The following is a 14,246-nucleotide window of genomic DNA, read 5'->3' as shown; positions in this document are numbered from 1 at the left end:
TTGCAAGCTAGCGGTGCAACGGCCGAAAAAAAACCCCGCGGTTGCGGGGTTCTTTTACAGTCGAGGAAGCTGATCAGCTAGCCTGGATGTTGGAAGCTTGCTTGCCTTTAGGGCCTTGCGTGACTTCGAACTGCACCTTTTGACCTTCTTTCAGGGTCTTGAAGCCGTTCATGTTGATTGCGGAGAAGTGCGCGAACAAATCTTCGCCACCATCATCAGGGGTGATGAAGCCGAAACCTTTGGAGTCATTGAACCACTTAACGGTACCAGTTGCCATAATAAAAAGAACTTTCAAATAATAACGAATCACACGAGCCATAAAAGCAAGAAGCTTCCTGCCCCCTCCTCGACAACTCACTTCTTACCAACATGTACATTTCTGCACCAGTCGATATGGCATTGTTGGCGGAACAATTTTTTGTGTCAAGCGCTTTGTCGCGGCAATAGTACGATTTTTGCAACAGGAGAAATGATGAAAGCACTTGATTTTGCGCCGGGGGTCGCCATCTGCGCACAGTTGGGAAAGCGCGTAAGATTGAGGACAAATGGAAACGCCCAGCTAAACGGGCGTTGCACCGACCACGAAAGCATTAGAATATAAGCGTATGGCAACCAAGCATGACACCGAGACCGTCCTGGAGCGGCAAACGCTGAAGCCGCCTCCCATGTACCAGGTGGCGTTGTTGAACGACGACTACACCCCGATGGAATTCGTGGTCGCGATCATTCAGGAATATTTCAACAAGGATCGGGAAACGGCTACGCAAATTATGCTGAGTGTGCACCGCTACGGTAAAGGCGTGTGCGGTGTGTTCTCAAAAGATATTGCATCAACCAAGGTGGAGTTCGTTTTAACGCATGCGCGCAAGGCAGGGCATCCCCTGCAGTGCGTGATGGAGGAAGTATGATTGCGCAGGAATTGGAAGTAAGTTTGCACATGGCGTTTGTCGAGGCTCGGCAGGCACGGCATGAATTCATCACGGTTGAGCATTTGTTGCTGGCGCTGCTGGACAATCCTTCGGCAGCCGAAGTGTTGCGTGCCTGCGCGGTCAATATCGAAGACCTGCGCAAGACACTGACCAACTTCATCGGCGACAACACCCCGACCGTACCCGGCACGGGCGAGGTCGACACGCAACCCACCCTCGGCTTCCAGCGCGTGATCCAGCGCGCCATCATGCACGTGCAGTCGGCGTCGAACGGCAAGAAGGAAGTCACGGGCGCGAACGTGCTGGTGGCCATCTTCGGCGAGAAGGACTCGCATGCCGTCTACTACCTGCACCAGCAGGGCGTAACGCGACTGGACGTCGTCAACTTCATTTCGCACGGCGTGCGAAAGGACCAGTCCGGCGAAGCGGCCAAGGCATCCGAGGGTGTCGAGGAAGGCGCGCAGACCGAAGGCCAGGCCAAGGAAAGCCCGCTGGACCAGTTTACGCAGAACCTCAACAAGTCCGCCGCGGAAGGCAAGATCGATCCGCTGATCGGCCGTGAAGAGGAAGTGGACCGCGTGATCCAGATCCTGTGCCGCCGCCGCAAGAACAACCCGCTGCTGGTGGGCGAGGCCGGCGTGGGCAAGACCGCGATCGCCGAAGGGCTCGCGTACCGCATCACGCAGGGCGAGGTTCCCGAGATCCTGTCGAATGCCGTCGTGTATTCGCTGGACATGGGCGCGCTGCTGGCCGGTACCAAGTACCGTGGCGACTTCGAGCAGCGCCTGAAGGCCGTGCTGAAGCAACTGAAGGACAACCCGAACGGCATCCTGTTCATCGACGAGATCCACACGATCATCGGCGCGGGTTCGGCCTCGGGCGGCACGCTGGACGCATCGAACCTGCTCAAGCCGGCATTGGCCAATGGCCAGCTGAAATGCGTGGGCGCGACCACGTTCACGGAATTCCGCGGCGTGTTCGAGAAAGACCATGCACTGTCGCGTCGCTTCCAGAAAGTGGACGTGAACGAGCCGACCGTCGAGCAAACCGTGCAGATCCTGCGTGGCCTGAAGTCGCGCTTCGAGGAGCACCACGGCGTGAAATATTCGGCGTCGGCGCTGTCGACGGCGGCCGAACTGGCGGCCCGCTTCATCAATGACCGCCACCTGCCGGACAAGGCCATCGACGTGATCGACGAAGCCGGTGCCGCCCAGCGCATCCTGCCGAAGTCGAAGCAGAAGAAAACCATCGGCAAGACGGAGATCGAAGAGATCATCTCGAAGATCGCGCGGATCCCGCCGCAAACCGTCAACCAGGACGACCGCAGCAAGCTGCAGACGATCGACCGCGACCTGCGCAACACGGTGTTCGGGCAAGACCCGGCCATCGAAGCGCTGGCCTCGGCCATCAAGATGTCGCGTGCCGGCCTGGGCAAGCAGGATAAACCGATCGGTTCGTTCCTGTTCTCCGGCCCGACCGGAGTCGGCAAGACCGAAGTGGCGAAGCAGCTGGCATTCATCCTCGGCATCGAGCTGATCCGCTTCGACATGTCCGAGTACATGGAGCGTCACGCGGTATCGCGCCTGATCGGCGCGCCGCCGGGCTACGTTGGTTTCGACCAGGGCGGCCTGCTGACCGAGGCGATCACGAAGAAACCGCATGCGGTGCTGCTGCTCGACGAGATCGAGAAGGCGCATCCGGATATCTTCAACATCCTGCTGCAGGTGATGGACCATGGCACGCTGACGGACAACAACGGTCGCAAGGCGGACTTCCGCAACGTGATCATCATCATGACGACCAACGCGGGCGCGGAAGCGCTGCAGCGTGCGCCGATCGGTTTCACGAACACCAAGGAAACCGGCGACGAAATGGCCGACCTGAAGCGGATGTTCACGCCGGAATTCCGCAACCGGATCGATGCGATCATCAGCTTCCGCGCGCTGGACGAGGAAATCATCCTGCGCGTGGTGGACAAGTTCCTGATGCAGCTGGAAGAGCAGCTGCACGAGAAGAAAGTGGAAGCGATCTTCACGGAGCACTTGCGCAAGTTCCTGGCGAAGAAGGGCTTCGATCCGCTGATGGGCGCCCGTCCGATGTCCCGCCTGATCCAGGACATGATCCGCAAGGCGCTGGCCGACGAGCTGCTGTTCGGCCGCCTCGTTACCGGCGGCAGGGTGACGGTGGACCTGGACGAGAAAGACCAGATCAAGCTGGACTTCCCGGAACCGGATGCGGCCCCGTTGCCGCCGCCGGAAACGGTCGAAGTGGAGTAATCCTCTTTGCAACGAAAAAACCCGCTCGCGAGAGCGGGTTTTTTTACGCCCGGCGTATTGATCCGGGGATTACATGCGCCGCCGCCGCGCGGCCACGCCCGCCACCGCCAGGCCCGCCAGCAGCATCGCATACGTTCCCGGTTCCGGCACGGCCGGTACGGTAGACAGCGTCAGCTCCAGGTAGGGCTCGGCGCGGATGCCGCCCAGGTAGATGCCCTGGTCACCCATTTCGACCGGCACCGCGTTGAGCGTCTGGTTCGTGAAGCCGATCACGAAATACGAGCCGCCGGCTGCATTGATGTCGGCCAGCGCCGCGCCGTTCAGGGTGACATCGACGGCGCTGTCGTGCAGCGTGGCGGCGGCATACTGCGTGCCGCCGCCCAGGTCGGCAAACACGTCCGTGCCGGGATGGAAGGTGTTCAGGAACGGTTGCAGGCCGCCGTCGACGTCGAACAGGCCGATGACACTGGGCGGCGCGTCGCCATACACGGAGGGCGACAGCGACAAGGTGGCCGACGCCCATGTGGTGCCGGCCGGGATGAAGAAGGCCGCCCAGCTGTTGAAGCGCAGGCCGGTGTCGTTGCCCGTGTAGGTGTTGCCGAGCGGCGTGGCTTCGTTGCTGCCGCCATTGCTGTTGACCCAGCCCTGCAGCTGGGCGATTTCCGTCACGGAATCGGCTTGGGCGGGCAGGGCGGCGGCAAGGGCAAGCACGCAAGCGGTGGCCAGGCGGGTGGTGGCAAGGCGGGCGGACGATACGGGGGACTGGCGCTTCATGGGCGTTTCTCCTGGTGGTGGGTATGAAGACCATCGTAAAAGCCGGCCGGCCAGCCCATCAATGACATTTACAATTGCGCGTGCCGTGCGTCGGTCTCTGCCAACGGGAGCGCGTTATGCTAGGGAGGCTGATGCATTCATGGCGGCGATCCCGGTAATCTCCACCAGCAATAAATCAGCGCTTTCCTGGCATCGGGTGCCCACGGCGGCACGACTATTTACGTGCCGGCATTTGTGCCAGAATCGGTGCTTCACCTTTACCGCCTCCCTGCAATGCTCCTGCTCCGTTCTGTCCTTGCCGCCGGCCTGCTTGGCACTTCCATTGCGGCGCTTGCCGCTGCTCCCTACCTGCGCTATCCCGCCATTGGTGCCGATGTTGTCGTGTTCACGGCGGAAGGCGACCTGTGGCGCACTGCCGCGCAAGGCGGGCCGGCACAGCGCCTGACCACGCATGCGGCCGCCGAAACGCATGCGGCCATTTCTCCGGATGGCAAATGGGTGGCGTTTGCCGGCAGCTATGAAGGCGCGCAGGATGCCTACGTGATGCCGCTTGCCGGCGGCCTGCCGAAACGGCTGACGTTCGAGAATGGCGGCGTCCTCGTGCTGGGCTGGACGGCGCGGGGCGAAGTCCTGGTCAGCACGTTCCGCTCGGTCGGCCCGGGCGCGCACCGCATCGTGGCGGCCGTGCAGCCGGCCACGCTGGAACGCCGCGTGTTCCCCGTGGCCGATGCAAACGACGCCGTGCTCGACGACGCCGGCAAGACGCTGTACTTCACCCGGCACGGCCTGGTGATGACGGGCGATAACGTGCGCCACTACCGCGGCGGCGCCCACGCCCAGCTGTGGCGTTTCGATCTCGAGGGTGGCGCGGAAGCTCGGCGTGTCTTCCCCGGCAGTGCCGGCAACGACAAGCGGCCCATGTGGTGGCGGGGCAGGCTGTATTTCACCAGCGATCGCGGCGGCACCGACAACCTGTGGTCCGCGGAACCGGACGGCGCCGATGTCCGCCAGCTCACGTCGCACAAGGACTGGGATGTGCGCAACGCCGCGCTGGGCAGTGGGCGCATCGTCTACCAGCTGGGCGCGGACCTGCACCTGCTCGATCTGACACGTGGCGACACGCGGCAACTGCCGGTCAGCCTCGTGTCGGACTTCGACCAGCAGCGCACGCGCCTGATCCGTTCGCCGCTCGAAGCGCTGACGAACGTGCAACTGGCCGCGAAGGAAGAGCGGGTGGTGCTGACGGCGCGCGGCCGCGTGACGATTGCCGGCACGGGCAGCCAGCGCCGCGTGGAAATCGCAATCCCGCAAGGCGCCAGGGCCCGCGACGCGGTGTTCTCGGCCGACGAGAAGTGGGTCTATGCGATCGTCGACACCACCGGCGAAAACGAAATCTGGCGCTTTGCCGCGGATGGCTCCGGGCATGGCGAGCCATTGACCCGCGACGGCAACAACCACCGCTGGGCGCTGTATCCGTCGCCCGATGGCAAATGGATCGCGCATACCGACAAGAAGGGCCGTTGCTGGCTGCTGGAGCTGGTCACGCGCAAGCAGACGCTGGTCGATGACGCCGGCAAGGCCGGCATCGACCAGCACGACGACGTGGTGTGGTCGCCCGACAGCCGCAACATCGCCTTCGTGCGCAGTGCCAGCACCCAGCTGCGCGACCAGATCGGCCTGTACAACCTGGCCTCGACCGAGCTGGCCTTCGTGACCAGCGACCGCTACACGTCCGCCGACCCGGCATTCTCGCCGGATGGCCAGTGGCTGTACTTCCTGTCGGCCCGCAACTTCAAGCTGTCCAACGGTTCGCCATGGGGCGACCGCAACATGGGCCCCGTGTTCGACAAGCGCGTGGGCATCTACGCGCTGGCACTGCAGCCCGGCAACCGCTTCCCGTTCAAGCCGGACGACGAGCTGTCGAAGACCGCGCCGCCACCGGCCGAAACCGTGGAGGAAACAGCGGCCGAGAAGGCCGTCGAAAAGGCGGTCGACAAGCTGGTGCAGGCGAAGGACGGCAAGGGGGCGAAGGAACCCGTGAAACCCGCCAAGCCAGCATCGCCGGCAATCGTCTTCAAGGGGCTGGCGCAGCGCCTGTTCGAAGTGCCGCTTGCCGCCGGCAATTACCGTCGCCTGGCGGTGGACGACAAGCGCCTGTACTACATCGATGCCGATGGCGCGGACAACAAGCCGGCGCTCAAGACGCTGGCGATCGCGCGCACCGAACCGAAACCCGATACCTTTGCCCCGAACGTGCGCGAATTCGACCTGGCACCGGACCGCAAGCACGTGTACTACCGCACGCTGTCGCCGGCTGGCGCGGGCGAGATGATCATCGTCGACGCCGGCGCCAGGCAGCCGGCCGATATCAGCAAGGCGCGTGTCAGGGTGGAGGACTGGAGCATCGTCTCGAACCCCGTGCAGGAATGGAAGCAGATGTTCAATGACGCGTGGCGCATGCACCGCGATTTCCTGTACGACGTGAAGATGCGCGGCGTGAACTGGATGGCCGTGCGCGACAAGTACGCGCCGCTGGTCGAGCGCGTGACCGACCGCGCGGAGCTGAACGACATCCTCGGCATGATGGTGGCCGAGGTGGGCGCATTGCACTCGCAGGTACAGCCCGGCGATATCCGCAAGGCCGCGCCCGAGGGCACGCCGTCCGGCCTGGGCGCCGTGTTTACGCGCGTGCAGAATGGCTACCGCGTCGACCGCGTGTACCGCACCGAAGAAGAGCTGCCGGCCGGGCGCGCACCGCTGGCGCAGCCGGACGTCGACGTGAAGGAGGGCGATGTCATCACGGCCGTCAACGGCAAGAGCGTGCTGGAGGCGCGCAATATTGCCGACCTCCTGCTGAACCAGGCTGGCCGCCAGGTGCTGCTGAACGTGCAGCCCAAGGGCGACGCAGGAGCAGGCAAGGCGCGCGCCGTCATCGCCGTGCCGGTGCCGGCCGCGAAGGAAGACGCGCTGCAATACAGCGACTGGGAGCAGGGCCGTGCCCGCCAGGTGGCCGAGGCGTCGGCGGGCCGCATCGGTTACCTGCACCTGCGGGCGATGGGGCCGGACGACATCGCCGCCTTCGCACGCGACTTCTATGCGAACGTGGACCGCGATGGCCTGGTCATCGACGTGCGGCGCAACCGCGGCGGCAATATCGACAGCTGGATCATCGAAAAGCTGCTGCGCAAGGCCTGGGCGTTCTGGACCAACCCGAGCGGGCAGGCGTCGCCGAACATGCAGAACACGTTCCGCGGCCACATCGTGGTGCTGGTCGACGAACTGACGTATTCGGATGGCGAAACCTTCGCCGCCGGCGTCAAGGCGCTGGGGCTCGGCCCGCTGGTGGGCAAGCGCACCGCGGGCGCGGGCGTGTGGCTCAGCGACCGCAACCGGCTGGCCGACAATGGCATGGTGCGCGTGGCCGAGCTCGGGCAGTTCGACAGCGACAAGGGCCAGTGGCTAATCGAAGGCGTGGGCGTGATGCCCGATGTGGAAGTGGACAACCTGCCGCACGCCACGTTTGCGGGCCGCGACCGCCAGCTGGAAGTGGCGATCGAGATGCTGCAGAAGAAAGTCAAGGAATCGCCCGTGAAGCCTTACAGCCCGCAGGCGATTCCGGCGCTGAACTACTGACGCTCGCTTACAGGCCGAGGCTGCGCAACTGCGTGGCTCGCCGCCGCGACACCACGACGGTCATCCCGCCTGGCAGCAGCAGGTCCAGCCCGCCGGCGTCGTTGGCGGTCATCCGCTCGACGAACGCCAGGTTGACGATGTGCCGGCGGCTGGCGCGCAGGAAGCGCTCCCGGTCCAGCTGCTCTTCCAGCTGTGCGAGGGAGCGCAGCATCAGGGGCTGCGCGTCGTCGAAATACACGCGCGTGTAGTTGCCTTCGGATTCGAACAGGCGCACGTTGTCCAGCGCCACGAACCAGCAGCGTTCGCCATCGCGGATGAACAGCTTGCGCGGCGCGGCCGGCACGCCGGCCGGCGCTGGCAAGTTCCCCATGCCGCGCCGCAGCGCAGCCCGCCGCAGGGCGTTTGCCAGCCGCGCCGCCTGGATGGGCTTTTGCAGGTAATCCAGCGCATTCACTTCGAATGCCTGCAGCGCATACTGGTCGAACGCGGTCGTGAAGATCACTTCGGGTGCCGTGTCGAGCGCCAGCAGCAGGTCGAAGCCGCTGCCGCCCGGCATCTGCACGTCGAGCAGCAACAGGTCCGGCTGCAAGGCCTTCACCTGCATGATCGCCTGCGCCGCATCGGCCGCTTCACCGACGATCTCGATGTCGGCATGCGCGGCCAGCAGCCGGCGCAATTCGGCGCGGGCAAGGCGCTCGTCGTCGACGATCAGCACGCGCATGGGTGGCGGCGTCATGCGGCCGCCGGTAACCGCAGCGTGGCGCATACCCAGCCATCGCGTTCGGCCAGCTCCAGGCTGGCGGCACTTCCCACCGCCAGCGCCAGCCGTTTGCGCGCGTTGGCAAGGCCCACCTGTGTGGAAGTGCCGATGCCGCGGATCGCGCCGGCATTGGCGATCTCGATCACCGTGCACGCTTCGCCGCGCCACGCGCGGATGCGGATGTCGCTGCCGGTCGTGCTCAGTTCCACGCCGTACTTCACGGCATTCTCGACCAGCGTTTGCAGTGACATCGGCGGTACCATCACGCACTCCACGCCTGCTTCGATGTCGATGTGCACGCGCAGCCTTTCCTCGAAGCGGATCTTTTCGATCGCCAGGTAGGCCTCCACCGCTTCCATCTCCGCCGCCAGCGGCACCGTTTCCGCCTGGCCCGATTGCAGCGCATAGCGCATCAGCCCGGCCAGCTGGTCGATCATCCGGGCCGCCGCTCCAGGCTCTTCGTAGATCAGCGCCCGCACGCTATTGAGGCTGTTGAAGAAGAAGTGCGGGTTCACCTGCGCCTGCAGCGCGCGCAGTTCGATGTCCTTGGCATGCAATTCAAGGCGCAGCGTTTCCGCCTCGAGCCGGTTGGCCCGGCGCAGCGACAGCGCCATCACGTAGCACAGGTTCCATGCCACGAAGGTGATGGCCCACCACAGCAGGGCCATGGGCAGCCAGGCGACATTGTCCACCGGGCGCATCATCAGGTGGATGGCAATGGCCACGCTGAGGGTCATCGCCGGCGCCAGCAGGAACACGGCACCTGCCAGCAGGCGCCAGTCGAGACCACGCGCGGCCCATCCGCGCGCCTTGATGAACCGGTGCCACAGGTCCGAGATGCACAATGCGGACAGCAGCGTCCATGCCACGACCGGTGCCAGGTTCCTGCTGCCGGCGTAAGTAATGGCCTGGAACAGCGCCACCAGCAGCCAGCCCCCCGCCTGACAGATCCAGTACCAGTTCAGGCGCGCAATGAATGGAAGACGAGCCGGCGGACGATGCGACGCCAGGTGACGCGGCGAGTGCGGGGCGGTGGACGGCGAAGTCACGGCGATCGGGCTCACTTCAGGAATCGGTCGATGCGATCATACATCCAGGCCGGGTCGTCGTACATGATGAAGTGGCGCGCAGTGTCGGCGATCTCCACTTGCACGCCAGGCAGCTTCGCGTACTGTGCGCGGTACACCTGTTCCGTTGCCGCGCGGGGCGCATAGTCCTTGTAGGCGATCCACGTGCCGAGCACCAGCGTCGGCGCCTTGATGCGGGCCACGTCGTCGCGCAGGTCGTCGGCGATCAGTTCGGCCATGGCGCCGGCTACGGCCTTGCGGTCGGAGCGCCGGCCCCAGCCAACGATGCGGTCCACGTCTTCCGGTTTGCTCGCCATCGTCATCACCGTGCGGCGCTGGTTGGCCGAAAAGCTTGCATCGTCGGCGGCCAGCATCTGTTCACGCGTCATGTCGGCCATCTGCTTCAGCTGTTCCGCCGTAACACCCGGTACCTGGATCGCACCCATCGCCGGCAACGAGTCCACGATGACGAGCTTGTCCACGAGATCCGGGTGCGTGGCGGCAAAACGCATGGCCACGAAGCCGCCCAGGCTATGGCCGATCACGACCGGCTTGCCGAGCTTGTGGGCGGCGATGTAGTCGGCCAGCTGGCGTTCGACCTGCGGCAGCAGCACGCCCTCGATGGCTGGCTGTCCGGCGAAACCCGCCAGTGTCAGCACGTGGCACTGGCGCGGACCGCACAGGTGTTTCGCCGTGCCTTGCCATACCTCGCCGGATGAAGCGAGGCCAGGAATCAGGATGACCGCGGGACCCGCGCCGGACACTTCGGCCTTGAAGCGGTGGCCGCCTGGGCGGGCAGTGCGGCCAGCAGGAAAGCGGAAAGGGATGCGGCGGCGGCCGCGGCGATCAGTTGACGTTTCATGGTGTTCCTCCTTGAAACGCATCGTCGCACCGCGCCCGCGCGGCGGGCATGGTGGTGTGACGAACGGCGCAAACCAGGGACGAGTGGCGGTGGCGCGGAATCAGCCTTGCGCTTCCTCGCGCAGGCGCCGCCACAGCGTGGTGCGGCTGATGCCGAGGTAGGCTGCGGCCGCGTCGCGGCGGCCATCGAAGCGGCGCAGCACATCGGTCACGCGTTCCACGTTGGGCGGAGACGCCGCGCCATCCGCGCCAGCCGCCAGCTCGGGGCCGACGGCAAGCACGAATGCCGGCGTCAGCGCCTGCAGCGGTTCCGCGGCCAGGAACAGCGCGAGCCGTTCGCACAGGTTGCGCAGTTCGCGCACGTTGCCGGGCCACGCATGCCGCGCCAGCAGCGGCGCGCATGCCTGCAGCTCGGCTTGCAGGTTCGGATGCGCGCGCGCACCCAGGGCAGCCAGCGCATTGCGCAGCAACCACTCGGCCAGCGGCACGATGTCGGCCGTGCGTTCGCGCAGCGGGGGCAGGGACAGACGCAGTACGGCCAGCCGGTAATACAGGTCGGCGCGGAAGCGGCCGTCGCGCACGCGCTGCGCCAGGTCGCAATGCGTGGCGCTGACGATTCGCACATCGACCGGCACCGGCCGCGTGCCGCCCACGCGCACCACCTCGCGCTCTTCCAGCACCCGCAGCAGGCGCGTTTGCAGCGCCAGCGGCATTTCGCCGATCTCGTCGAGGAACAGCGTGCCGCCGCTGGCCGCTTCGAACAGGCCGGCCCGGCCGCCACGCCGCGCGCCCGTGAAGGCGCCTTCCTCGTGCCCGAACAGTTCCGCTTCCAGCAGCGATTCGGCGATCGCCCCGCAGTTGACGGCCAGGAAAGGCCGGCGCAGTTCATCGACCCTGCCGTGCGGCGCGGCGCGGTGGATCGCCTGCGCGGCCAGTTCCTTGCCGCTGCCCGTCTCGCCCTCGATCAGCACCGTGGCGTTGGAGCGCGCATACAGCACCACCGCCTGGCGTACCTGTTCCATCGCCGGCGATTCGCCGCGCAGGTCGGCCAGGCCGTGCCGGGCACGCAGCGTGTCCTGCACGGCGCCGCCGCGGCCGCGGCGGCGCGCACCGCCCGTTTCCAGTTGCGCCAGCCGGGCGATCTCGAGCGCATCGTCGAACGCCTGCCGGATGGACGCCGACGAGTAGACGAACACCCCGGTCAGCCCTGCATCCTCGGCCAGGTCGGTGATCAGGCCGGCGCCGACGATCGCCTCGATACCGGCCGCCTTCAGTTCCCGCACGTGGCCCAGCGCATCTTCCCTGGTCACATATGTGCGCTGTGCCACGTCGAAGCCGAACGTGGCGGCGAACTCGGCAAGCTCCGGCATCGGGTGCTGGTGGGTGATGACGGCGATCCGCGCCGACACGCGGCGCGCCCGTGCCAGCGCTCGCATCATGTCGCTGCCGCTGGCTTTGGCCACCACCAGCGGCACCGGCAAGCGGCCCTTCAGGTAAGCGGCATTCGAGCCGGCCGAAATCACCGCGTCACAGCGCTCGGTGGCCAGCCGTTCGCGGATATGGCGCACCGCGTCGTCGAACCCGAGATGGATCGGCTCGATGGTGGCGAGTGCATCGTATTCCGGCGTGATGTCGCGGAAGAGATCGGAAAGGCGGGACATCGACACTGTCCAGATGATGGGCTTGTCCTGGTCGCTGGCGGTAAGGTAAGTCATGTTTCAATTATAGTTCAATGATGTTTCATACGTTTCAGATGAAACGTCGTTATGGAGTAGGCCCTTGTTCCAAGTCATTGATTCAATGCACTTTCATCTATCTGCAGCGGTCTGGCACATACCTTGCGGTTGGTTTGGTATCCATCACGCCATTTGAAAGGTCATCATGAGTGTTCAGTCCGCTGGAGCAGCATTCCGCCAGGCCGTCCGGGAAGAGTCGCCCCTGCAGGTCGTGGGCGCGATCAACGCCAACCATGCCTTGCTGGCGAAACGGGCCGGGTTCCGCGCCATTTATCTTTCCGGCGGCGGCGTCGCGGCCGGTTCGCTGGGCTTGCCCGACCTGGGCATTTCCAGCCTGGACGACGTGCTGACCGACGTGCGCCGCATCACCGACGTCTGCGACCTGCCGCTGCTGGTCGATATCGACACGGGTTTCGGCGCCTCGGCCTTCAACGTGGCCCGCACCGTGAAGTCGATGATCAAGTCCGGCGCCGCCGCCGTGCACATCGAGGACCAGGTGGGCGCCAAGCGCTGCGGCCACCGGCCGGGCAAGGAAATCGTCAGCCAGGGTGAAATGGTCGACCGTGTAAAAGCCGCGGTCGATGCCCGCACCGACGCGGAATTCGTCATCATGGCGCGCACCGACGCGCTGGCCGTCGAGGGCTTCGACGCCGCCATCGAGCGCGCGGTGGCGTGCGTGGAAGCCGGCGCCGACATGATCTTTGCCGAAGCACTGACGGAACTGTCGATGTACAAGCGTTTCGCGGACGCTGTCAAGGTGCCGGTGCTGGCCAATATCACCGAGTATGGTTCCACGCCGCTGTTCACGCTGGAGCAGCTGAAGAGTGTCGACGTGGACATCGTGCTGTACCCGCTCTCCGCGTTCCGCGCCGCGAACCGCGCCGCGGAGAACGTGTATGGCGCCATCCGCCGCGACGGCACGCAACAGAACGTGCTCGACACGATGCAGACCCGTGAGGAACTCTACGACAGCATCGGCTACCATGTTTTCGAACAGAAGCTCGATGCACTGTTTGCCGCACAGAAAAAATAAAGGAGACCAGCAAATGACCGAAACAACCTTCAAGCCCAAGAAATCCGTCGCACTTTCCGGCGTCACGGCCGGCAACACGGCACTGTGCTCCGTCGGCAAGACCGGCAATGACCTGCATTACCGCGGCTACGATATTCTCGACGTTGCCGATACCTGCGAGTTCGAGGAAATCGCCTACCTGCTGGTGCACGGCAAGTTGCCGACCGCCGGTGAACTGAAGGGCTACAAGGCCAAGCTGAAGTCGCTGCGCGGCTTGCCGCAGGCGGTGAAGCTGGCACTGGAAGCGCTGCCGGCCGGCGCCCATCCGATGGACGTGATGCGCACCGGCGCCTCCGTGCTCGGCTGCGTGCTGCCCGAGAAGGAAGACCACAACCTGGCCGGCGCGCGCGACATCGCCGACCGCCTGATGGCCTCGTTCGGTTCGATCCTGCTGTACTGGTACCACTACAGCCACGCCGGCCGGCGCATCGACGTGGAAACGGACGACGATTCGATCGGCGGCCATTTCCTGCACCTGCTGCATGGCGAAAAGCCATCCGATGCCTGGGTCAAGGCGATGCACACCTCGCTGATCCTGTATGCCGAGCATGAATTCAATGCCTCCACGTTTACGGCGCGCGTGGTCGCCGGGACGGGTTCCGACATCTACTCGGCCATCACGGGCGCGATCGGCGCGCTACGCGGGCCGAAGCATGGCGGCGCCAACGAAGTGGCGCTCGATATCCAGAAGCGCTACGAGAACGCCGACGAAGCGGAAAGCGACATCCGCGCGCGCGTGGCCAACAGGGAAGTGGTGATCGGCTTCGGCCACCCCGTCTACACGGTGTCCGACCCGCGCAACAAGGTGATCAAGGAGGTGGCGCGCGAGCTGTCGCAGGAAGCCGGTTCCATGAAGATGTTCGACATCGCCGAGCGCCTCGAGTCGGTGATGTGGGAAGTGAAGAAGATGTTCCCGAACCTGGACTGGTTCTCCGCGGTGTCGTACCACATGATGGGCGTGCCGACGGCGATGTTCACGCCGCTGTTCGTCATTTCCCGCACTTCCGGCTGGGCCGCGCATATCATCGAGCAGCGCATCGACAACAAGATCATCCGCCCAAGCGCGAACTACGTGGGGCCTGAAGACCTGGCGTTCGTGCCCATTTCGGATCGCAAGTAAGGAAACAACGTGACTACG

At 64.9% G+C, this 14,246-nt stretch carries 11 protein-coding genes; 5 read left to right on the top strand and 6 right to left on the bottom strand.

The features are described 5' to 3' along the window. Window positions 1-73 precede the first annotated feature (73 nt). The gene (gene cspE, locus EWM63_RS05475) at window positions 74-277 is read right to left on the bottom strand and encodes a transcription antiterminator/RNA stability regulator CspE (RefSeq protein ID WP_107141363.1); all 204 of its coding nucleotides are present in this window, start codon (window positions 275-277) and stop codon (window positions 74-76) included. A gap of 328 nt (window positions 278-605) precedes the next feature. Between cspE and clpS the strand changes: the two genes are divergently transcribed. Both clpS and clpA read left to right on the top strand, forming a co-directional pair. Next, window positions 606-908 (top strand): ATP-dependent Clp protease adapter ClpS, encoded by a 303-nt coding sequence (clpS, locus tag EWM63_RS05470; RefSeq protein ID WP_130185626.1) that lies wholly within the window; start codon window positions 606-608, stop codon window positions 906-908. Beyond that, the gene (gene clpA / locus EWM63_RS05465) at window positions 905-3,205 is read left to right on the top strand and encodes an ATP-dependent Clp protease ATP-binding subunit ClpA (RefSeq protein ID WP_130185625.1); all 2,301 of its coding nucleotides are present in this window, start codon (window positions 905-907) and stop codon (window positions 3,203-3,205) included. Before clpS ends, clpA begins: the two co-directional genes overlap by 4 nt. A gap of 69 nt (window positions 3,206-3,274) precedes the next feature. Here clpA and EWM63_RS32275 read toward each other — a convergent pair whose 3' ends face one another. Then, the gene (locus EWM63_RS32275; protein ID WP_229487742.1) at window positions 3,275-3,979 is read right to left on the bottom strand and encodes a PEP-CTERM sorting domain-containing protein; all 705 of its coding nucleotides are present in this window, start codon (window positions 3,977-3,979) and stop codon (window positions 3,275-3,277) included. Window positions 3,980-4,252: 273 nt separating this feature from the next. Between EWM63_RS32275 and EWM63_RS05455 the strand changes: the two genes are divergently transcribed. Continuing rightward, complete coding sequence (locus EWM63_RS05455) at window positions 4,253-7,612, top strand: S41 family peptidase (protein ID WP_130185624.1); 3,360 nt, start codon at window positions 4,253-4,255, stop codon at window positions 7,610-7,612. A gap of 7 nt (window positions 7,613-7,619) precedes the next feature. Here EWM63_RS05455 and EWM63_RS05450 read toward each other — a convergent pair whose 3' ends face one another. From EWM63_RS05450 to prpR, 4 genes are all read right to left on the bottom strand, one after another. Then, window positions 7,620-8,348 (bottom strand): LytR/AlgR family response regulator transcription factor, encoded by a 729-nt coding sequence (locus tag EWM63_RS05450; protein WP_229487741.1) that lies wholly within the window; start codon window positions 8,346-8,348, stop codon window positions 7,620-7,622. Then, a complete protein-coding gene (locus tag EWM63_RS05445) occupies window positions 8,345-9,436 on the bottom strand; it encodes a sensor histidine kinase (RefSeq protein ID WP_229487740.1) in 1,092 nt (363 codons plus the stop codon). Before EWM63_RS05445 ends, EWM63_RS05450 begins: the two co-directional genes overlap by 4 nt. Beyond that, on the bottom strand, window positions 9,433-10,323 hold the full coding sequence (locus EWM63_RS05440; RefSeq protein ID WP_229487739.1) for an alpha/beta fold hydrolase: 891 nt from the start codon (window positions 10,321-10,323) through the stop codon (window positions 9,433-9,435). The genes EWM63_RS05445 and EWM63_RS05440 overlap by 4 nt, the downstream gene beginning before the upstream one ends. A 78-nt stretch (window positions 10,324-10,401) precedes the next feature. Beyond that, window positions 10,402-12,015 carry a propionate catabolism operon regulatory protein PrpR gene (gene prpR, locus EWM63_RS05435; protein WP_130185623.1) on the bottom strand — a complete coding sequence of 538 codons (1,614 nt, stop codon included), beginning with the start codon at window positions 12,013-12,015 and terminating at the stop codon, window positions 10,402-10,404. Window positions 12,016-12,181: 166 nt separating this feature from the next. Here prpR and prpB point away from each other — a divergent pair, with 166 nt between their 5' ends. Both prpB and prpC read left to right on the top strand, forming a co-directional pair. Beyond that, the gene (gene prpB / locus EWM63_RS05430; protein WP_130185622.1) at window positions 12,182-13,069 is read left to right on the top strand and encodes a methylisocitrate lyase; all 888 of its coding nucleotides are present in this window, start codon (window positions 12,182-12,184) and stop codon (window positions 13,067-13,069) included. Between the two features lie 13 nt (window positions 13,070-13,082). Beyond that, window positions 13,083-14,228 carry a bifunctional 2-methylcitrate synthase/citrate synthase gene (prpC, locus tag EWM63_RS05425; RefSeq protein ID WP_130185621.1) on the top strand — a complete coding sequence of 382 codons (1,146 nt, stop codon included), beginning with the start codon at window positions 13,083-13,085 and terminating at the stop codon, window positions 14,226-14,228. The last annotated feature ends 18 nt before the right edge of the window (window positions 14,229-14,246 follow it).

Source organism: Pseudoduganella lutea, assembly GCF_004209755.1.
In the GTDB taxonomy this organism is placed as follows: domain Bacteria; phylum Pseudomonadota; class Gammaproteobacteria; order Burkholderiales; family Burkholderiaceae_D; genus Rugamonas; species Rugamonas lutea.
Note: the sequence above shows the minus strand (reverse complement) of the source record. Positions and strands in the feature narration are given on the sequence as shown.

Bases quoted from the DNA above. Each gene is read 5' to 3' on its own strand.
- EWM63_RS05455 (WP_130185624.1), top strand. From the start codon at position 4,253: ATGCTCCTGCTCCGTTCTGTCCTTGCCGCCGGCCTGCTTGGCACTTCC.
- prpR (WP_130185623.1), bottom strand. From the start codon at position 12,015: ATGACTTACCTTACCGCCAGCGACCAGGACAAGCCCATCATCTGGACA.
- prpB (WP_130185622.1), top strand. From the start codon at position 12,182: ATGAGTGTTCAGTCCGCTGGAGCAGCATTCCGCCAGGCCGTCCGGGAA.
- cspE (WP_107141363.1), bottom strand. From the start codon at position 277: ATGGCAACTGGTACCGTTAAGTGGTTCAATGACTCCAAAGGTTTCGGC.
- EWM63_RS05440 (WP_229487739.1), bottom strand. From the start codon at position 10,323: ATGCGTTTCAAGGAGGAACACCATGAAACGTCAACTGATCGCCGCGGC.
- EWM63_RS05450 (WP_229487741.1), bottom strand. From the start codon at position 8,348: ATGACGCCGCCACCCATGCGCGTGCTGATCGTCGACGACGAGCGCCTT.
- clpS (WP_130185626.1), top strand. From the start codon at position 606: ATGGCAACCAAGCATGACACCGAGACCGTCCTGGAGCGGCAAACGCTG.
- clpA (WP_130185625.1), top strand. From the start codon at position 905: ATGATTGCGCAGGAATTGGAAGTAAGTTTGCACATGGCGTTTGTCGAG.
- EWM63_RS32275 (WP_229487742.1), bottom strand. From the start codon at position 3,979: ATGAAGCGCCAGTCCCCCGTATCGTCCGCCCGCCTTGCCACCACCCGC.
- prpC (WP_130185621.1), top strand. From the start codon at position 13,083: ATGACCGAAACAACCTTCAAGCCCAAGAAATCCGTCGCACTTTCCGGC.